Origin of the sequence: Kitasatospora sp. NPDC091276 (assembly GCF_040684355.1) — a bacterium.
In the GTDB taxonomy this organism is placed as follows: Bacteria; Actinomycetota; Actinomycetes; order Streptomycetales; family Streptomycetaceae; genus Kitasatospora.
Genome location: NZ_JBFBFU010000027.1, coordinates 1 through 18424 on the forward strand (window position 1 = coordinate 1; position 18424 = coordinate 18424).

The 18424-nt window shown below is 75.2% G+C and carries 15 protein-coding genes and 1 pseudogene; 7 read left to right on the forward strand and 9 right to left on the reverse strand.

Features of this window, described 5'->3' with window-relative positions; all coding sequences use genetic code 11:
- The first annotated feature begins 223 nt into the window (after positions 1-223).
- Positions 224-958 carry an MgtC/SapB family protein gene (locus AB0O19_RS28540; protein ID WP_063346501.1) on the forward strand — a complete coding sequence of 245 codons (735 nt, stop codon included), beginning with the start codon at positions 224-226 and terminating at the stop codon, positions 956-958.
- A gap of 59 nt (positions 959-1017) precedes the next feature.
- Positions 1018-1695, forward strand: coding sequence for a YoaK family protein (locus AB0O19_RS28545; protein ID WP_363623582.1), 678 nt, complete (start codon positions 1018-1020; stop codon positions 1693-1695).
- A gap of 42 nt (positions 1696-1737) precedes the next feature.
- Here the strand turns inward: AB0O19_RS28545 and AB0O19_RS28550 are convergent, their stop codons facing one another.
- Entirely contained in the window at positions 1738-2406 is a 669-nt protein-coding gene (locus AB0O19_RS28550; RefSeq protein ID WP_363623584.1) for a hypothetical protein, read from the reverse strand.
- 530 nt (positions 2407-2936) lie between these two features.
- Positions 2937-3110 (reverse strand): hypothetical protein, encoded by a 174-nt coding sequence (locus AB0O19_RS28555; RefSeq protein ID WP_363623586.1) that lies wholly within the window; start codon positions 3108-3110, stop codon positions 2937-2939.
- A 109-nt stretch (positions 3111-3219) separates the two neighbouring features.
- Here AB0O19_RS28555 and AB0O19_RS28560 point away from each other — a divergent pair.
- Positions 3220-3369, forward strand: a pseudogene (locus AB0O19_RS28560) (ATP-binding cassette domain-containing protein); the annotation flags it as partial.
- An 85-nt stretch (positions 3370-3454) separates the two neighbouring features.
- On the opposite strand, the gene AB0O19_RS28565 reads toward AB0O19_RS28560, so the two are convergent.
- Both AB0O19_RS28565 and AB0O19_RS28570 read right to left on the reverse strand, forming a co-directional pair.
- Complete coding sequence (locus AB0O19_RS28565; RefSeq protein ID WP_363623588.1) at positions 3455-3907, reverse strand: NUDIX domain-containing protein; 453 nt, start codon at positions 3905-3907, stop codon at positions 3455-3457.
- A gap of 41 nt (positions 3908-3948) precedes the next feature.
- On the reverse strand, positions 3949-5439 hold the full coding sequence (locus AB0O19_RS28570) for an SDR family NAD(P)-dependent oxidoreductase (protein WP_363623723.1): 1491 nt from the start codon (positions 5437-5439) through the stop codon (positions 3949-3951).
- Positions 5440-5736: 297 nt separating this feature from the next.
- On the opposite strand from AB0O19_RS28570, the gene AB0O19_RS28575 reads away from it, so the two are divergent.
- On the forward strand, positions 5737-7176 hold the full coding sequence (locus AB0O19_RS28575) for a GuaB1 family IMP dehydrogenase-related protein (protein ID WP_363623589.1): 1440 nt from the start codon (positions 5737-5739) through the stop codon (positions 7174-7176).
- Here AB0O19_RS28575 and AB0O19_RS28580 read toward each other — a convergent pair.
- From AB0O19_RS28580 to AB0O19_RS28590, 3 genes are all read right to left on the reverse strand, one after another.
- A complete protein-coding gene (locus tag AB0O19_RS28580) occupies positions 7137-8186 on the reverse strand; it encodes a DUF5995 family protein (protein ID WP_363623591.1) in 1050 nt (349 codons plus the stop codon). The two genes, AB0O19_RS28575 and AB0O19_RS28580, sit on opposite strands and share 40 nt — an antisense overlap.
- 103 nt (positions 8187-8289) lie before the next feature.
- Positions 8290-8679, reverse strand: coding sequence for a DUF3224 domain-containing protein (locus tag AB0O19_RS28585; protein ID WP_363581644.1), 390 nt, complete (start codon positions 8677-8679; stop codon positions 8290-8292).
- A gap of 168 nt (positions 8680-8847) precedes the next feature.
- Positions 8848-9936, reverse strand: a complete 1089-nt coding sequence (locus AB0O19_RS28590; protein WP_363623593.1) for a PP2C family protein-serine/threonine phosphatase — start codon at positions 9934-9936, stop codon at positions 8848-8850.
- Between the two features lie 145 nt (positions 9937-10081).
- Between AB0O19_RS28590 and AB0O19_RS28595 the strand changes: the two genes are divergently transcribed.
- From AB0O19_RS28595 to AB0O19_RS28605, 3 genes are all read left to right on the forward strand, one after another.
- Entirely contained in the window at positions 10082-11050 is a 969-nt protein-coding gene (locus AB0O19_RS28595) for a pseudouridine synthase (RefSeq protein WP_363623595.1), read from the forward strand.
- Positions 11051-11122: 72 nt separating this feature from the next.
- On the forward strand, positions 11123-11872 hold the full coding sequence (locus AB0O19_RS28600; RefSeq protein ID WP_363623597.1) for an SDR family NAD(P)-dependent oxidoreductase: 750 nt from the start codon (positions 11123-11125) through the stop codon (positions 11870-11872).
- The gene (locus AB0O19_RS28605; RefSeq protein ID WP_363623599.1) at positions 11869-12936 is read left to right on the forward strand and encodes an S-adenosylmethionine:tRNA ribosyltransferase-isomerase; all 1068 of its coding nucleotides are present in this window, start codon (positions 11869-11871) and stop codon (positions 12934-12936) included. The genes AB0O19_RS28600 and AB0O19_RS28605 overlap by 4 nt, the downstream gene beginning before the upstream one ends.
- Before the next feature lie 74 nt (positions 12937-13010).
- On the opposite strand, the gene AB0O19_RS28610 is transcribed toward AB0O19_RS28605, so the two are convergent.
- Positions 13011-16691, reverse strand: a complete 3681-nt coding sequence (locus AB0O19_RS28610; RefSeq protein ID WP_363623601.1) for a SpoIIE family protein phosphatase — start codon at positions 16689-16691, stop codon at positions 13011-13013.
- 203 nt (positions 16692-16894) lie between these two features.
- Positions 16895-18361 (reverse strand): MFS transporter, encoded by a 1467-nt coding sequence (locus tag AB0O19_RS28615; RefSeq protein WP_363623603.1) that lies wholly within the window; start codon positions 18359-18361, stop codon positions 16895-16897.
- Positions 18362-18424 lie beyond the last annotated feature (63 nt).

The window sequence follows — 18424 nt, forward strand, 5'->3', positions numbered from 1 at the left end:
CCGCAAGGTCGGCATGGGCGCCCTGCGCGCCTACCTCCTGGTCGCGATGGTGATGGTCATCATCAAGATCGTCCAGACCGCGCTCAACCACTGAGTCGCAGACCGCAGCCCGAACGGACGGGTGGTGGGCAGCGGCCCGCCACCCGTCCGTCCGTCTCCCAGGTCTCGCAGCCCTTCCCGCTCTCCCAGCTCTGCCAGCTCTCCCAGTGAAGGAGGTGCCGTCGTGCACACCCTGACCACCGCCGACTTCCTCGTCCGGCTCGCCACCGGGGTCGCCTGCGGCGCGCTCATCGGCGTCGAACGCCAGTGGCGGGCCAGGATGGCCGGCCTGCGCACCAACGCCCTGGTCGCCGCCGGCGCCACCCTGTTCGTGTTGTACAGCGAGGCCGTCGGCGACGCCGCCAGCCCCACCCGGGTCGCCTCCTACGTCGTCTCCGGCATCGGCTTCCTCGGCGGTGGCGTCATCCTGCGCGACGGCGCCGGCGTCCGGGGCCTCAACACCGCCGCCACGCTGTGGTGTTCGGCCGCCGTCGGGGTGCTCGCCGCCGCCGGGAAGCTCGAATTCGCCGTCCTCGGCACGCTCGGCGTCCTCGCCGTCCACCTGATCCTGCGCCCGGCCGGCCGGATGCTCGACCGCGCCCCGCAGTCCGGCAGCGACCCCGACTCCACCGTCCGCGCCACCGTCCACCTGGAATGCGAGCGCAAGGCCGAGACCCACATCCGGGCCCTGCTGCTCCAGGCCCTGTCCGCCTCCGGCCTCGCCCCCACCGGCCTGCGCGCCCGCCGCACCGACAGCGGCGACGCCACCAGCCTGCGCGCCACCGTGGCCATCACCGGGCAGGTCGCTCCCGCCCTCGAACAGGTCGTCAGCCGGCTCTCCCTCGAACCCGGCGTCCGCGACCTGCACTGGCACCTCGACGACGAACCCGACGACCCGAGCCGCCCCGCGCTCGCCTAGTCGGCGGCCCGGGGGAGGTAGAACGGAGGCACCGTCACGAGGCCGACCAGGAGGTCCCGATGTTCAACCCCGACCCCAGGCACGGGCCGCTGGTGCCGATGCTGCTGGTGCTCACCGTCGTCACCGGACTGGTGGACGCGGTCAGCTACCTCCGGCTCGGCCACGTCTTCGTCGCCAACATGACCGGCAACGTGGTCTTCCTCGGCTTCGCCCTGGCCGGTGCCGCCGGACTCTCCGCCACCGCCTCACTGAGCGCCCTCGCCGCGTTCGTGCTCGGCGCCCTGGTCGGGGGCCACCTCGCCCGGCGGCTGCCCGACCACCGCGGGCGGCTGCTGACCACGGCGGTGGTCGGCCAGGTGGTGCTCGTCGCCGCGAGCATCGCCCTGGCCGCCGTGGCCGGCTACACCTCCGACCCGGCCCGCTACGGCCTCATCGGGTTGCTGGCCTTCGCGATGGGCGGCCAGAACGCGGTGGTCCGCTCCCTCAAGGTCCCCGACCTGACCACCACGGTGCTCACCATGACCATCACGGCCCTCGCCGCCGACCGCACCGGCCCCCGCCGTCTGGCCTCCGCCGTCTGGATGTTCGTCGGCGCCCTCGTCGGCGCCCTCCTCATCCGCCAGGCCGACGTCCCCGTCGCCCTGACCCTCGCCCTGACCCTCCTCGTCGCCGTCGCGGCCCTCACCCACCGGGCCGCCGGAGCCCACCCCGCCCCGGCCTGGATCCACCCGCTCTGACCCGGCGCCGCGCCCCTCCGCTCGCCGGTCCTCTCTCGTGGGTCAGTCGTCCTGGCGGTGGCCGGCGCGGCCGCTCCAGAGGGGTTCGAGGCGGGCCCAGCCCTGGGCCCAGGCTTCGTCGGCGCGGCGGTCGAGGACGTGCAGGCGAAGGCGCAGGGCGAGGGTGAGCAGGGCCAGGAGGGCGAGAAGGGCGCCGGCGCCGGTGCAGACGGCGGAGACGGCGACGGAGGCGCGGTTGGTCGGGGGCGAGGAGAGCGCGCCGGCGGGGTCGACCCAGACGGGGACGACGGTGCCGGTGACGGCCGTGCGGGGGGCCTGGACGGTGCCGGTGTGCGGCTGCCCGTCGGGGTAGGTCCAGGCGGCCTCGGCGTCGACGCGGGTGCTGTAGCCGGCGCCGAAGCGTCCGCCGGTGCCGGTGCCGGTGCCGGAGCCGTGGTCGGGGAGGGTGAGCACCACGGCGTCGACCTTGTGGAGGCGCAGGCGGTCGCTGTCGGCCTGGGGTGCGGTGGCGTGGTAGGCGAGCAGGGCGCTGCCGGTGGCGAAGGCGAGGGCGAGCAGGGCCCCGAGGGTGCTCAGCAGCCAGGCGCGGGCGCGGGCCCGGTCGACGGGCCGGACCAGCGGTTCGTGCCGGGCACCGAAGGCCCGCCGCAGCCGGCGGCCGGTTCGCGGCGGGCGCGACGAGGGCCGGGCGGGGCGGGGTGTGCTGGACACGTCGACGGCTCCTCAGGGGGGTTGGGGCGGCGCGCTGGTGGGGTCGTGGGGCTTCGTCACCCAATTTCCACCCGGTGGCCGCCCGCGCACAAGAGTCGTGCGGGCTCGTACCACCGGGACCTGCGGACGGCGCCGCCGCGCGCCGGTCGCGTTCCGGGTCACGCCCGGGCGTGCGGCCGCCCGGCGCCCCTTCGCGCACCCGGGACGTTCGACCCTCGGCAGCGGCCGGGCGGGCGGGCAGGCTGGGGTCCGGCCGCATCCTTCGTGCCAGGGGACGGCTTGGCCCGGTTGACCGTGGGGGTGCCGGGCCGTGGTGCGGTGCAGGGGGTGAGCGTGGGGCTGCCTCCTGCCCGCCCGCACCCGGGTGACGGTGTCTCCGCCCGGGTTCTGACCACGTTCTGACCACGTTCTGACCGGGTTCTGACCGGGTTCCCGGCGAGGGACCCGAACGCGAGCGCTACGTGATCACCGGCGCGGGGGCGACGGAGTTCGAGACCTGGCTCCGGGATCCGGTCGCGCCCGAACCCAGCCTACGGAGCGTGCTGTTCACCAAGGTGGTGCTGGCCCTGACGCTGGGCCGCGACGCCGAGGAGTACCTGGACACCGAGCGCGCCGCCCACCTGCGCCGGATGCGCGAACGCACCGAACTGCGCCGCACCGGCGCCCTGGTGGACGCCCTGCCCGCCGACCACGGCCTGTTCCACCTGGACGCCGACCTGCGCCGGATCGACCTCACCGCCGCCCGCCTGGACGCGCCGGCCCGGCCCGGCTCGGCCCGGCTCGGCCTGGGCGGCACGGAGCGGTATGGAGCGGCGCCGCTCCGGCGAACTGGCGGGTGGTCAGGCGCAGCGCGTGGCGCCGGCCCGGGGTCTGGCGGCCCGGCCGCAGGTGCTGTTCGCCGACGAGCCGACCGGCGCGCTCGACTCGTTGAAGCGGATCACCGGCCCCGAGGCCGCCCGCAACGGCGGACGGCCCGTCGCCGTTCGGCGCGGGCCGCCCGGGCGGTGGGCTCTCGGCGTCCGAGTGCCGCCGGGGTACCCCGGCGCCCTCAGCGGGTGACGGGGTACCCGGTCGTTCCGGCCCGGACCACCGACGGCCGTTGCGGCAGCCAGCTGCCGAGGACCAGCGAGGACGGGTAGAACATCGGCTCCGGCAGCGCGTCCAGCGCGACCCGCTCCCAGCCGCCGCAGGAGTGCGGCTCGGTGACGACCGCCTCGGCCAGGCTCGGCGGCGCCAGTACGGCGGCGGTCAGCCGGGGCCGGCCGAGCTCGTGGTCGAGCAGGAGCGCGAGCACCCGCATCTGCTCGGCGGGCAGCACGATGCCGGTCTCCTCGGCGAGTTCGCGGGCCGCGGTCTGCTCGAAGGACTCGCCGGGATCGACCTTTCCGCCGGGCAGGCTCCAGGTCGGCGGCTCGCCGGCGGTGGTGCGCCGGCCGATCAGCACCCGGCCGTCCCCGGTGGGCACGATGATTCCGGCGCCGAGCAGCGGTGCGGTGGTCAATTCGCCATCTCCTTCGCGGGGGTCCTCGCCAGGATCGGGGACTACCAGTTGGAGCGCTCGTAGTCCTTCAGGAAGCAGCCGTACAGGTCCTCGCCGAGCTCGCCGCGGACGATCGGGTCGTACACCCGGGCCGCGCCGTCGACCAGGTCGAGCGGGGCGTGGAAGCCCTCGTCGGCCAGCCGCATCTTGTCCGGGTGCGGCCGCTCGTCGGTGATCCAGCCGGTGTCGACGGCGGTCATCAGGATGCCGTCGGTCTCGAACATCTCGTGCGCGCTGGTGCGGGTGAGCATGTTGAGCGCGGCCTTGGCCATGTTGGTGTGCGGGTGGCCGGCGCCCTTGTAGCCGCGCTGGAACACACCCTCCATCGCGGAGACGTTGACGACGTACTTGCGGCGGGAGGCGGAGGCGGCCATCGCCGGGCGCAGCTGGCTGATCAGGATGAACGGCGCGGTGGAGTTGCAGAGTTGGACCTCCAGCAGCTCGACCGGGCCGACCTCCTGGACGGTCTGCACCCAGCTGTTGGTGGGCGCGAGGTCGGGCACCAGCCCGCCGGCGTCGATCGCGGTGCCGGCCTCGATCCGGGCGGGCGTGGCGGAGCCGGTGACGAGCGCGAGCGAGGTGACGTCCTCGGCGGCCATCCGCTGCGCGTCACCGCTCGCCTGGTGGGGGAGGGCAGGGAGGTCGACGCTGCCGCTGCCGAAGCGGCCGATGGTGGTGGCCTGCGGCAGCTCGCCGGCCGGCAGCGGCGCGGACTCGGCGGCGATCAGCTCGCGGTAGGACTCCGGCGGGCGGCGCACGGTCTGCGCGGCGTTGTTGATCAGGATGTCCAGCGGGCCGTCGGCGGCGACCTCGTCGGCGAGCGCCATGACCTGGGCCGGGTCGCGCAGGTCGATGCCGACGACCTTGAGGCGGTGGATCCACTCGGCGCTGTCCGGCATCGCGGTGAAGCGGCGGATGGCGTCGTTGGGGAAGCGCGTGGTGATGGTGGTGTGGGCGCCGTCGCGCAGCAGCATCAGCGCGATGTACATGCCGATCTTGGCCCGGCCGCCGGTGAGCAGCGCGCGCTTGCCGGTGAGGTCGGCGCGGGCGTCCCGGTGGGCCCGGTTCTTGACGGCACAGTCCTGGCAGAGGTTGTGGTAGAACGCGTCGACCTCGACGTACCGCTGCTTGCACGTGTAGCAGGAGCGGGGCCGCTCCAGGATGCCGGCGATCTCGGTGCTGGTGACGGTGGTCAGGCCGAAGGCGCCGGCGGTCTCGTCGTCGATCCGGGTGGGTGCGCCGGTGGCGGTGCGCGCGGTGACCTCGCGGTCGTTGGCGGTCTTGCGGGCCCGGGTCTCCTGGCGGCGGCGCTGCTTGAGCGTCCGGAATATGCCGCCGACGGCCTGGCGGACGGTGATCGCGTCCGGGTGGTCGACGTGCAGCCGGTCGAGCTCGGCGAGCACGTCCAGGCAGAGCCGCAGCCGCTCGGGGTCGAGGCCGGGACCGTAGTCGATCTCCTCCCCGGTGTCCGTGCCGCTCTGGTCCTGCTTGATGTCCACGCCCGCCGTCATTGCCTGTCGCCGCTTCCCGCTCGCCTCGCCGTTACCGCGTGAATGCTACGGGAGCGGCCCTGGCCGGGGCGAAAACCGCCGGTCTTGGATGATCGTCCAAGTCTACGCGCGGAGCATTGATCATGGTTTGTACACAGTGCCAGCAATGGGCCTCGAACTGGCTTTTGATCCCACCGTCCCGGAGAATCGAATGCTGGGTGCCGGGCGCCCGAGTGCGCCCGGCGGCAGTGCCGCAACCGCACCCGAGGTGTAATTTCTCCCAGCCAGAGAGCCCCCTTCATGCGCTTCCTGAACGACCTCAAGCCCTCGTACGACTTGACGTACGACGACGTCTTCATGGTCCCCAGCCGTTCCGCCGTGGGCTCCCGGCAGGCGGTCGACCTCTCCTCGAACGACGGCACCGGCACCACCATCCCGCTGGTCGTCGCCAACATGACCGCCATCGCGGGCCGCCGGATGGCCGAGACCGTCGCCCGCCGCGGCGGCCTGGTCGCCATCCCGCAGGACATCCCCACCGAGGTCATCGCCGAGGTCGTCTCCTGGGTCAAGCAGCGCCACCTGGTGCACGACACCCCGATCACCCTCGCCCCGGGCGCCACCGTCGCCGAGGCGCTGTCGCTGCTGCCCAAGCGCGCGCACGGTGCCCTCGTGGTCGTCGAGGACGGCAAGCCGGTCGGCGTCGTCACCGACTCCGACTGCCAGGGCGTGGACCGCTTCACCAGCCTCGCCGACGTGATGTCCCGCGACCTGCTGCTCCTGGACGAGGGCATCGACCCGCGCACCGCCTTCGACAAGCTCACCGAGGCGCACCGCAAGCTCGCCCCGGTCGTCGACGCCGAGGGCCGGCTCGTCGGCATCCTCACCCGCAAGGGCGCGCTGCGCGCCACCCTGTACACCCCGGCCGTGGACGCCGCCGGCAAGCTGCGGATCGCCGCCACCGTCGGCATCAACGGCGACGTGGCCGGCAAGGCCAAGGCCCTGATCGACGCCGGCGCCGACGTGCTGGTCGTGGACACCGCGCACGGCCACCAGGAATCGATGATCAGCGCGTTGCGCGCGGTGCGCGGCCTCGACCCGCGGATCCCGATCGTGGCCGGCAACGTGGTCTCCGCCGCCGGTGTCCGCGACCTGGTCGAGGCGGGCGCCGACATCCTCAAGGTCGGCGTCGGCCCCGGCGCCATGTGCACCACCCGGATGATGACCGGCGTCGGCCGCCCGCAGTTCTCCGCCGTGCTGGAGTGCGCCGCCGAGGCGCGCCGGCTCGGCAAGCACGTGTGGGCCGACGGCGGCGTCCGCCACCCGCGCGACGTCGCGATGGCACTGGCCGCCGGCGCCTCCAACGTGATGATCGGCTCCTGGTTCGCCGGCACCTACGAGTCCCCGGGCGACCTGCAGACCGCCGCTGACGGCCGCCAGTACAAGGAGAGCTTCGGCATGGCCTCGGCCCGTGCGGTCAGCAACCGCACCGCCCAGGACTCCTCGTACGACCGGGCCCGCAAGGCGCTGTTCGAGGAGGGCATCTCGCACTCCCGGATGTTCGTCGACCCGGCCCGCCCGGGCGTCGAGGACCTGATCGACTCGATCGTGGCCGGTGTGCGCAGCTCCTGCACCTACGCGGGCGCCAACACCCTGGAGGAGTTCCAGGAGAAGGCGATCGTCGGCATCCAGAGCGCGGCCGGCTACGCCGAGGGCAAGCCGCTGCACTCCAGCTGGGCCTGATCTGGTCGGGCCTGAGCGCCCGCTCCTTCACCGGCCGGCCGGTTCCTCGCCTCGGGGAGCCGGCCGGCCGCCGTGCGGGGGGCGTCCGGTGCCCTGTGGGGTGCGTCCGGTGCAGTGCCCGGTGCATGCGGCGCCGTGCCCGGTGCGTGCGGTGCCTTGTCTGGTGCGTCCGGCGTGCCCGCCGCCGTGCCCGGGGCGTCCGCCGTGCGTGGTGAGCCGCCGGCCGCGTCCGGTGCGGGGTGCGGGCCGAGCGGGAGCAGCAGGGCGTGGCCGAGCAGGCCGGCCGAGCAGTCCAGGGCGGCGGCGAAGGCCCGCGCGGCGGTCGGCACCGCGCGCAGCTCCCAGAGCGCCTGGACGGCGGACCACGCCCCCTCGCGGGCGGCCTCCACCGACCAGACGCCGAGCAGGTGGGTGAGCGGCTCGGCGCGCTCCAGCAGGTCCGGGCCGGGCACCAGCTGCTCCCGGACGGCGGTCTCCACCTCCGCCAGCAGGCCGTTGATCCGGTGGTAGTCCGCCGCGAGCCCGGCCGGCTCGCAGCCCCGACGCAGGCAGGTGTCCACGACGGCGAGCGGCAGGTCGTGCTGGATGTGGGCGTTCATCCCGGCCAACGCGAACTGCAGCGGGTGCACCCCCGGGTGGGCGCGCAGTGCGAACAGCGGACGCCAGCAGGCGGGCGGCTCCTGCCCGGCCGCGTCGGCGGCCACGGCCAGCAGGTAGCGCCCGGCGAACACCGTGTCCAGCTCGGCCATCGCCGCCGGATCGGCGAAGTACGAGCCGCCGAGCCGGCCGCGGACGGCCTCCGTGACGGTGAGGTAGAGCCGGTTGAAGACCGCCACCCCGTCCGCCGGGGGCAGGACCGCCCCGATCTCCCGCAGCCGACCGACCACCTCCTCGACCGTGACTGGCGTCGTGACCCGAGTCGTGACTGGTGTCGCGACAGGCGCCGTGACCGTGTTCGCGGCCAGCACCGCGACCGGCGTGCCGTCCGCCGCCATCGTCGTACCGGGCATGCGCCACCCTCCGATGTCGATCGTGCACTGATCGCATCATCGTGGCAGCGCGGACGGCAGCCCGGTGCGTGCGGCGCGCGGCGCGCGGCTGAGACCAGGTGATTCAGCCCAGCTCGTACTCCAGGACGTAGGTGTGGGTGCCGGCCTCGTCGACGGTCAGGCGGAACTCGCCGGTGAGCCCGGCCAGCTCGCCCGACCCGGTGCCCGGCACCACGCGTATGGTCGTCCCGCCGGTGTCCCACGCCGCGTGCTGGAGCACGAACGAGCCCTTACGCCCGTCCAGTTCGCCCGTCACGTGCTCCACCGCGACGTAGGACGCCGGGCCGCCCGAGGGGCCCGCGACGGAGAGCATCCGCACCTCGCTGGTGCCGCTCAGCCCACCCGTGAAGTTCTTGGAGATCCGGACCCGCCCGAAGGCCGCACCCTCGCGTTCCTCCGTCTCCACCGGTTCGAAGCCGGTCAGCTCGAACGACCCGCTGGCCTTGTCCCCCATGGCGCACTCCCTCCGACGATCGCTACCCGGCCGGCTCCTCACCGACCGTGTGCGAAGCCTTGCACACGGCTCTGACAATCGGCCGGGCCGTCACTGCTCCCGCCGGCCCGCCCATCCCGCCTGCCCCCTGCCTGCCTGCCTGCCCGTCCGCTGTCCGCCCTCCGCCCGTCAGTGCTCCCAGCGGAGCGCCAGCAGCGCCGCGTCGTCCGTCAGCCCGGCGTCGCCGACCCAGCCGTCGACGTCCGCGAGCAGGTCCTCCAGCAGGTCCGCCGGGTTCCCCGCGGGCAGCCCCGGCAGCCGCTCCTCCAGCGGGTAGAACCGCCCCTCGGCGTTGCGGGCCTCGGTGATGCCGTCGGTGTACAGGAGCAGCAGGTCCCCCGGCAGCGGCTCGAAGTGGACCGTCGGATACCTGCCGCCGGTCAGCCCCCGCAGTCCGAGCGGCGGCGCGGCGTACGGCGGCGTCAGCGCGCGCACCCGGCCCGCGCGGCGCAGCAGCGGGGGCGGGTGCCCGCAGTTGACCACGCCGGCCGGCCCGCGCTCCGCGGGCACGGTCAGCAGCAGCGCGGTGGCGAAGCGCCCCTCGTCCGGTCGGGCGGCGAGCGCCGCGTCCAGCCGCTCGGCCAGCCGCGCGAGATCGGGCTCCGTCCGGGCCGCCTCGCGGAACACCCCCAGCACGTCCGCCGCCGTCTCCACCGCCGGCAGCCCGTGCCCCTGCACGTCCCCGAGCAGGATCCGGGTGCCGTAGCGGGTGTCGACCACCGCGTACAGGTCCCCGCCGATGCGTGCCTCGGCCGCCGCCGCGACGTAGCGCACCGCGGTGCGCAGCCGCCCGATCCGCTCCGGCGGCGGGCGCAGCAGGGCCCGCTGCGCCGCCTCGGCGACCGTCCGGACGTGGAACAGCTCCCGCTCCCGGGCCGCGACCAGGACGACGTTGGCGGCGCTGGCCAGGGTCGCCGCGAGCACCGTGATCAGCGCGGTGATGTGCACCTCGGCCGGCAGTTCGGTGTTGGTGGTCTCCAGCAGCCCGACCGCCACGACGGCGATGCCCCCGGCGGCCAGCGGCACCCGGGCGCTGCGGGTGGTCGCCCCGGCCAGGACCGGCGCGACGGCCAGTACGGGGGAGAGGGTCGTCCCCGGCCCCGTCACCAGGTCGGCCACCACGGCGGCGACCAGCAGCCCGAAGGCGCCGACCAGCAGCATCCGGGTGCGCCGCGGCAGGTGCAGCGGTGGCACACCGTCCGGGCCGTCTGCGCTCACACGTCCTCCCGGCTGCTCCCGGCGGATTGGCGACCTACCGTCCACTGTGCTCCGCACTCCCCGTGAGCGGCACCTCGGGGGCCCGGGGCGGCTCGTGGACCTCGGCCGGGGCCGCCCCGAGCGGGCGGACTACGCTGGCCGGGAGATGAGACGCAAGAGCCGCCGCCCGGCCTCCCCCCTCCCGCAGCGCCACGGTGTGGACCCGGTGCACCTGCGGCTGCCACCCGAGGGCCCCTGGCCGACCGTCCGCGCCTACCTGGTCGAGCGGCTGCCGGCCGTGGCCGCCGCGCGGATCGACGCGGCGCTGAGCGGCCGCGAGATCGTCGGCGAGCACGGCCCGGTCGCCGACGACGCGCCGTTCCGACCCGGCGCGCACCTGTGGTTCTACCGGGACCTCCCCGAGGAGGTCCGCGTCCCGTTCGAACTGGAGGTGCTGCACCGCGACGAGCACCTGGTCGTCGTCGACAAGCCGCACTTCCTGGCGACCACCCCGCGCGGCCGGCACGTCGTCGAGACGGCGCTGTCCCGGTTGCGGCACAGTCTCGACCTGCCCGCCCTCAGCCCCGCGCACCGGCTCGACCGGCTCACCGCGGGCCTGGCCATGTTCGTGGTGCGGCCCGAGGAACGCGGTGCCTACCAGACCCTGTTCAGCGACCGGCTGGTGCGCAAGGAGTACCAGGCGATCGCCCCGTACGACCCGGCGCTGGACCTGCCGCGCACCGTGCGCAGCCACATCCTCAAGGAGCGCGGGGTGATCGCGGCCCGGGAGCTCGACGCGCCGCCGAACAGCGAGAGCCGGATCGACCTCCTGGAACGCCGCGACGGCCTGGCCCGCTACCGGCTGCGGCCGCTGAGCGGGCGCACCCACCAGCTGCGGCTGCACATGTGCGGCCTCGGCGTGCCGATCCTCGGTGACCCGGTGTATCCGGTGGTGCTGCCCGAACCGGCCCCGGACGACTTCCGTCGTCCGCTCCAACTCCTCGCCTCGGTGGTCGAGTTCACCGACCCGCTGACCGGCCGGGAGCGCCGCTTCGACACCCGCCGCACCCTCGCCGCCTGGACGGACCCGCAAGCCTGGGCCGCCGGCCCAGGTCCGGCGACCCAGGCACCCTAGGCCCAACGGACGACCGGGTCCCGGTTCCGGCGGCCGATCCGCCGCCGCCCCCTGCGGGGCGAGGGTGGGGGCATGAACGCAGCACAGCACACCGCCCCCGCCCCCGTCGCCGTGGTCACCGGAGCCTCCCGGGGGCTCGGCCTGGCGCTCGCCCGGGCCCTCGCCGCCGACGGCTGGCAGCTGGTGATCAGCGCCCGTGGCGCGGCCGGACTCGCCGCCGCCGAGGCGGCCCTGGCCGCCGTCACCAAGGTCGTCGCCCTCTCCGGTTCCATCGTCGACGACGACCACCGTGCCCACCTGACCGCGGCCGCCGACGGGCTCGGCGGCGCGAGCCTGCTGGTCAACAACGCCGGTACGCTCAACGGCGCCACCGCGCCCGGCGCCGAGCCGCTGCCCCGGCTGGCCGACTTCCCGCTGCCGGACCTGCTGGAGACCTTCGAGGTCAACGCGCTCGCCCCGATCGCCCTCACCCAGCTCCTCCTGCCTCAGCTGCGCGCCCGCGCCGGGAGCGTGCTCAACATCAGTTCGGACGCCGCCGTCGTGCCCTACCTCGGCTGGGGCGGCTACGGCGCCAGCAAGGCGGCGCTCGACCATGCCACCGCCGTACTCGCCCGCGAGGAGCCGGAGTTGCGGGTGTGGGCGGTGGACCCGGGAAGCATGCGCACCGGGATGTTGCAGGAGGCCAGCCCCGGTGAGGACATCTCCGGCGAGCCGCTGCCCGAGGAGGTGGTGCCGGTCCTGCTCGGACTGCTGCACGACCGGGCCGCCTCCGGCCGCTACCGCGCCGAGGACCTGAGGGTCGCGGCCCGGGGTGGGCGATGACCGGACTCGTGGACCTCGGCCTCGACGTCGCCGTGCCGCCCGAACTCTCCGCCCGGGCACCGGCGGAGGCGCGCGGCGGGGCGCGGGACGGCGTGCGGATGCTGGTCGGCCGGCGCGACCGGGGGAGCGTCGAGCACCACCGCTTCACCGAGCTGCCCGAGGTGCTGCGCGCGGGTGACCTGCTGGTGGTCAACAACTCGGCCACCCTGCCGGCCGCGCTGCCCGGCCGGCTGCCCGACGGTACGGCGGTCGCGCTGCACCTGTCCTCCGCCCAGCCCGACCAACGCGGCTCCCACCTGGTGGAGTTGCGGCGGGTGGTGCCGGGGGCGGCGGCCGCCTACTACCCGCCGGCCGACTCCCCGGCCCGCCCCGGTCTGCGGGTGGCGCTGCCCGCCGGCGGCGCGGCCGAGCTGGTCGCACCGTTCACCGCCCGGCTCTGGTACGCCGAACTGACGCTGCCAGCAAGGCTGTTGCCGTACCTGGAGGTGCACGGCAAGGCGATCCGATACGGCTACGTGGACCGCGACTGGCCGATCGAGGCCTACCAGACGGTCTTCGCGGCCGTCCCCGGCAGCAGTGAGATGCCCAGCGCTGCAAGGCCGTTCAGCGCGGAGGTGGTGGCCCGGCTGGCGGGTCGCGGGGTGCTGGTCGCGCCGGTCACGCTGCACACCGGGGTGGCCTCGCCGGAGGCGCACGAGGCGCCGTACGCCGAGCGGTTCCACGTCCCGGCGGCCACCGCCCGCCTGGTCGGCCATGTGCGGGCCGGCGGTGGGCGGGTGATCGCCGCCGGCACCACGGTGGTGCGCGCCCTGGAGTCGGCCGCCGCGTCGGACGGCACCGTCCAGGAGGCGGACGGCTGGACGGAGTTGGTGATCACTCCGGAGCGCGGGGTGCGCGCGGTCGACGGCCTGCTCACCGGCTGGCACGAGCCCCGCGCCTCGCACCTGCTGATGCTGGCCGCCGTCGCCGGGCGGCCCCTGCTCGCCGAGTGCTACCGGGCCGCCGTCCAGCACCGTTACCTCTGGCACGAGTTCGGCGACGTGAACCTGCTCCTGCCGGACTGAGCCCGCGGCCCGCGCTGCCCGGTCGCGGGCCGGATCGCTCGGTCGCGGGCCGTGCCACCTGGTCGCGGGCCGGATCACTCGGACGGGCTGCCCGGGGGCAGTTCCAGCTCGAACCAGACCACCTTGCCGTCCCCGGTGCGGCGGCTGCCCCAGCGGTGCGCGAGCTCGTTGACCAGGTGGATGCCGCGCCCGCCCTCGTCCTCGGCGCGGGCGCGCCGGATCCGGGGCGTCTCGCTCTCCTGGTCGGCGACCTCGACGGTGAGCGCCCGGTTGCAGAACAGCCGCAGCTGGGTGGGGGATCCGGCGTGCACCAGGGCGTTGGTGATCAGCTCGCTGGTGAGCAGTTCGGCCCAGTCGGCGAGCGGTTCGAGGCCCCAGGCGGCCAGCGTCTCGCGGGTGAAGCGGCGCGAGTGGGCGACCATCGCGCGGTCGCCGGTGAGCGGCAGGCTGGCGATCCGGTCCGCGCCGACCGGCCGGACCTGCGCCATGATGACGGCGATGTCGTCCTCGCTGGTGGGGCCGGTGAGTTCGGCCAGGACGGCGTCGCAGGTCTGCTCCAGCGAGCGGCGCCGGTCGGCGACCGTCCGGCAGAGCAATTGCAGTCCCTCGTCGATGTCGTGGCCCCGGCGCTCGACCAGCCCGTCGGTGTAGAGCGCCAGGATGGCCTCCTCGGGGAGGGTGAACTCCACGCTCTCGAACGGGACCCCGCCAACGCCGAGCGGTGCGCCGGGCGGCAGTTCGACCAGGTGCGCCCGCCCTTGCGGATCGGCGACGACGGGCGGCAGGTGGCCGGCGCAGGCGGCGGTGCAGTGGCGGTCCACCGGGTCGTACACCACGCAGACGCAGGTGGCGAACTGGCCCTCGCCGAGCGCGCTGGAGGCTTCGTCCAGCCGGTGCAGGACGCGCTCCGGGTCCAGGTCCAGGGTAATCAACGTCCGGGCGACGGTTCGCAGTTGGCCCATGGTGGCGGCGGCCCGGATGCCGTGGCCCATCACGTCGCCGACGATCAGCGCGACCCGCCCCGAGGAGAGCGGCACGACGTCGAACCAGTCGCCGCCGACCTCGCTGACCACGCTGCTGGGCAGGTAGCGGTAGGCGAGGTCCAGGCCGAGCGTGCGGTGGATCTCCTGCGGCAGCAGGCTGCGCTGGAGGGTGAGCGCGGTGTCCCGCTCGCGCCGGTAGAGCCGGGCGTTGTCGATCGCGAGGGCGGTGCGCGCGGCGAGTTCCTCGGCCAGCGAGCGGTCCTCCGGGCCGAACGGCTCCGGGTTGCGGGTGCGGACGAACTCCGCGCCGCCCAGCACGAGTCCGCGCGCCACCAGCGGCACCATCAGGTACGAGTGCACCCCGGCGGCCAGCCCCGGCTGGACCCGGTCGGGCGAGGCGGCGATCCGGCGCATCTCCTCCTCGGTCACCTCGGAGACCAGGATCGAGCGCCGGGTGCGCAGGCTCTGGGCGTACAGCTGGGCGGACTGCGAGGTCTCGCCGACCTGGTCGGAGGCCGCCGTCATGCCGCCGCCCCGGGTCGCTTCGCCGACCGCCACCGCCCGCATCAGTATCGAATCGTTCTCCGGGACGGGGCCGGGCTCCTCGCCGCCGAGTACCGCGTCGCGCAGGTCCACGGTGACGAAGTCGGCGAAGCGCGGGATCACCACCTCCACCAACTCCTGGGCGGTGCGGTGCAGATCGAGGGTGGTGCCGATCCGGGTGCTGGCCTCGTTGAGCAGCGACAGCCGCTGCTGCGCGGCCCGGGCCTCGTCCAAAGCCCGCTGCCGGGCGGCGGCCGCGTCGCGCTCGCGGGTGAACAGCAGCGCGTTGTCGATGGACACGGCGGCCCGCACCGCCAACTCGCCGGCCAGCGCCAGGTCGTCCTCCTCGTACGGGTGCTCCACCAGGGTGCGGTAGAACCCCGCGACGCCGACCGCGGTGCCGCGCGCGATCAGCGGGACGACCATGAAGGAGTGGACGTTCTGCTCCCGCACCGCCGCGGCGCGCACCGGGTCGTCGGCGAACCAGGCCAGCCCCTCCGCGTCCATCCGCGGCACCAGGACCGGCTTGCGGTGTGCCAGGCTCCACGCGTACGGCGTGCCGGGTGCGAAGCGGTGCACCCCGCCGAGCCGGGCGACCGGCCGCAGCGTCGAGCCGGGCACCGAGTGGAAGGCCATCCGCCGCAGCAGCGCCGAACCGTCCGCCGGGGCGCGGGCCTCGCGCTCGCCGCGGACCAGGTCCTCCAGCACCTCCACCACCACGGAGTCGGCCAGCCTGGGCGTCGCCACCTCGGCCAACTCCTGCGCGGTCTGGGCGAGATCGAGCGTGGTGCCGATCCGGGTGGAGGCCACGTTGACCAGCGCCAGCCGCTCCTGGGCGGCCTTCGCCTCGCGCAGCGCCTGCTGCCGGGCCAGGACGGTCTGGTGCTGGCGCAGGTACAGCCGGGCGTTGTCGATCGCGACGGCGGCCCGCGAGGCCAGCTCGTCGCCGAGGGTGATGTCGGCCTCGGCGAACGACTCCCGGTCGCCGCGCCGCGAGTACACCACCATGCCGAGCGTGGTGCCGCGCGCCACCAGCGGGGTGATCCGCACCGAGCGCGGCCGGTCGCCGAGGTAGGCCCTGCGGTGGCTCTCGGTGATGGCCTCGCTCAGCAGCGGCAGCTCCCAGGACGGCACCACCACCGTCCGCCCGGTGGCCAGCGCCCGGGCGTACGGCGAGTCCGGCGTCAGCTCGTACAGCGATTCCACCGGCAGTGACTCGGCCGGGTACAGCGGGTCGGTGGTGGCCAGGGCCAGCCGGCGGACCAGCTGCGGCGCGTCCGGGTCGGGCGGTTCGACGTTCCGCCCGGTCACCAGCACCTCCAGCGCGAACACCCCGCTGATGTCGGCGACCCTGGGCACCATCGTGTCGGCCAGCTCCCGGGCGGTCTGCCGGAGGTCGAGCGTGGTGCCGATGGAGGCGGTCGCGTCGACCAGCAGGGCCAGCCGCTCCTGGGCCCGCGCAGCCCGGGCCTCGGCGCGGAACCGCTCGGTGACGTCGATGACGGTGGAACTCACGCCGAGCACCCGGCCGCCGGGTTCCTCCAGCCGGAAGTACGAGGCGGACCACGCGTGGTCGTGCTGCGGGTCGCCCGGGGTGCGGCCGTGCGAGCGGGTGTCCACCACCGGCTCGCCGCTCTCCAGGACCCGTCGCATCACCGCCTCCGCCTCGGTGCCGTTGATCCCGGGCAGCACCTCGGTGAGCCGGTGGCCGAGCTGCTCCTCGACGGGCAGGCCGTTGGCCCGGGCCAGCGCCTCGTTCAGCCGGACGAAGCGCAGCTCGGGGTCGAAGACGCCCATGCCGACGGGGGACTGGGTGAAGAAGCCGTCGAGCACCGCCAGGTCCGCCTGGATCCGGCGCAGCGTGGTCACGTCGGAGGCGACGGCCAGCACCAGCGTGCGGCCGTCCGGCCCGGTGATCGGATGGGTGCGGAACTCCAGGTTCACCAGATGCCCGTCCCGGTGCCGGACCGGGAACACACCGGACCAGGCCCGGCCGTGCAGGATCTGCTGGAACAGCTCCAGCACCTCGGGCCGCTGCTCCTCGGAGGTCAGCAACTTGGCGGCCTTGGCCCCGATCGCCTGCCCCGGGGAGTAGCCGAGCAGTGCCTCCGCGTCGCCGCTCCAGTGCAGGATCCGGCCGTCGGCCTCGATCAGCGCCGTCGCGATCGGCACCATCAGCAGGGCGTCCTGTTGCGGCTCGCCCAGGTGGTGTTCGTTGTCGTTCACCATGGCCAGAGAACCGTCCGGAGATCGTCCCCACCAGCCCTGCCATCTTCGCACGCGGCCCCGGCGGGCCGCTCACCGTAGCGGCTCACCGGAGCGGCGGCGGGCGCTCCGGGAAGAAGTCGTCGAGCTCCCGGCTGCACGGGCTGCACCGCGGCGCTGGCGGCGGTCGAGCGCGCGAAGTCGGCCGGGCCGACTTCCCGCGCTCCTCACCGGGTCGCGGCCCGCTCGCGGGCCGGGGCGGCCTCCGGGGCTCCGCCGCCCCGGGCTTCGGCGGCGCGGGCGACCAGGGCGAGCAGCGCGCCGACCAGGCACAGGGCGGCGGCGACCAGAACGGCCCGGTCGGTGCCCGCCGCCAGGGCGCGGGCGGCGGCCTCCCGGCCGGGGCCGCCCGGTCGGGCCGAGCCCGCGACGGCCACGGTGACCGCGACGCCGAGCGCCGAGCCCAGGTACCGGGAGGTGTTGTTGGCACCCGAGCCCATGGCCGCCCGGTGCGCCGGGACGCTGCTGACGGCCAGCCGGGCCAGCGCCGCATTGAGCACCCCGCTGCCGACGCCCGCCACCGCCAGACCCGGCGCCAGCCGCAGCCAGCCGGAGCCGGGTGCCAGCCCGTACAGGCCCGCCTCGCCGAGGCCGCAGACCGCGAGCCCGACGGCGACCTGCGCGGTGGCCGACAGGTGCGCCGCCAGCCGCCGCGCCTGGAGCGCGGACAGCACCGACAGGCCCGACCAGAGCGCCAGCACCCCGCCCGCGGCCAGGCCGGACAGGCCCAGGACGCCCTGGAGCAGGGTCGGCAGATAGCTCATGAAGCCGACCAGCGAGAGTCCGGTGAACAGGGCCCCGCCGGTGGCGGCGACGAAGCCGGGGCTGCGGAACAGCGCGAGGTCCAGCATCGGCTCCCGGACCTTCGCCTCGACCAGCCCGAACAGCGCCAGCAGCAGCACCCCGAGCAGCAGCAGCACGACGACCACCGGCCGCCCCCAGCCGCCGCGCCCCTCGGCCAGCCCGGCGATCAGGCAGGACGTCCCGGCGGCCAGCGTCAGCACCCCGTACGGATCGAGGGCGCGTGGCCGTTCGGCCCGCGACTCGGTGAGGACGGCGGCCGCGTACGCCGCCACGGCGGCCGAGACGACCGCGATCCCGCCGCTGACCGCGCGCCAGCCGGCCCACTGCCCGACCAGCGCGCCGTACACCGGGCCGACGGCGATGCCGAGGCCGACGGCGGCGCCCCAGACCCCGAGTGCCCGGATCCGGCCCGGGCCGGGTGGGTGGGCGTGGCTGATCAGGCCGAGCGCGGGTGCCAGGACGGCGGCCGAGGCGACGCCGAGCAGCACCCGGGCGGCCAGGTAGACGGCGCCGCCGGGGGCCAGCGCGGCCAGCGTCTCGGCGGCCGCGAACAGCAGCACGCCGAAGGTGAAGACCCGCTTGCGGCCGTGGTCGTCGGCGGCGCTTCCGGCGGTGAGCAGCAGGGCGGAGATGCCGACCAGGGTGCCGGTGAGGATCCAGGTCCGGCCGGTGGCCCCGAGGTGCGCGCCCTGGGCGGTGGCGGCGAGCGAGGCGGTGGGGGCGGTGTAGGCGACGGTGACCAGCGCGGTCGCGGCTGCGGTGGCGGCCAGGGTGGCGCGGGGCCGGACGGGCGCGGTGACGGGGGAGGAGCCGGGTGGTGCGGGGGACATGGGGTGTTCCTCCGGAGCGCGGACCTTAGGTCTGGTGAATGAACCTTCGTCTCGATCGGCACG

What these genes read in the sequence shown, in the direction of transcription:
- AB0O19_RS28600 (WP_363623597.1), top strand. Translation starts at nt 11,123, where the DNA reads ATGAACGCAGCACAGCACACCGCCCCCGCCCCCGTCGCCGTGGTCACC.
- AB0O19_RS28545 (WP_363623582.1), top strand. Translation starts at nt 1,018, where the DNA reads ATGTTCAACCCCGACCCCAGGCACGGGCCGCTGGTGCCGATGCTGCTG.
- AB0O19_RS28575 (WP_363623589.1), top strand. Translation starts at nt 5,737, where the DNA reads ATGCGCTTCCTGAACGACCTCAAGCCCTCGTACGACTTGACGTACGAC.
- AB0O19_RS28585 (WP_363581644.1), bottom strand. Translation starts at nt 8,679, where the DNA reads ATGGGGGACAAGGCCAGCGGGTCGTTCGAGCTGACCGGCTTCGAACCG.
- AB0O19_RS28605 (WP_363623599.1), top strand. Translation starts at nt 11,869, where the DNA reads ATGACCGGACTCGTGGACCTCGGCCTCGACGTCGCCGTGCCGCCCGAA.
- AB0O19_RS28615 (WP_363623603.1), bottom strand. Translation starts at nt 18,361, where the DNA reads ATGTCCCCCGCACCACCCGGCTCCTCCCCCGTCACCGCGCCCGTCCGG.
- AB0O19_RS28580 (WP_363623591.1), bottom strand. Translation starts at nt 8,186, where the DNA reads ATGCCCGGTACGACGATGGCGGCGGACGGCACGCCGGTCGCGGTGCTG.
- AB0O19_RS28595 (WP_363623595.1), top strand. Translation starts at nt 10,082, where the DNA reads ATGAGACGCAAGAGCCGCCGCCCGGCCTCCCCCCTCCCGCAGCGCCAC.
- AB0O19_RS28610 (WP_363623601.1), bottom strand. Translation starts at nt 16,691, where the DNA reads ATGGTGAACGACAACGAACACCACCTGGGCGAGCCGCAACAGGACGCC.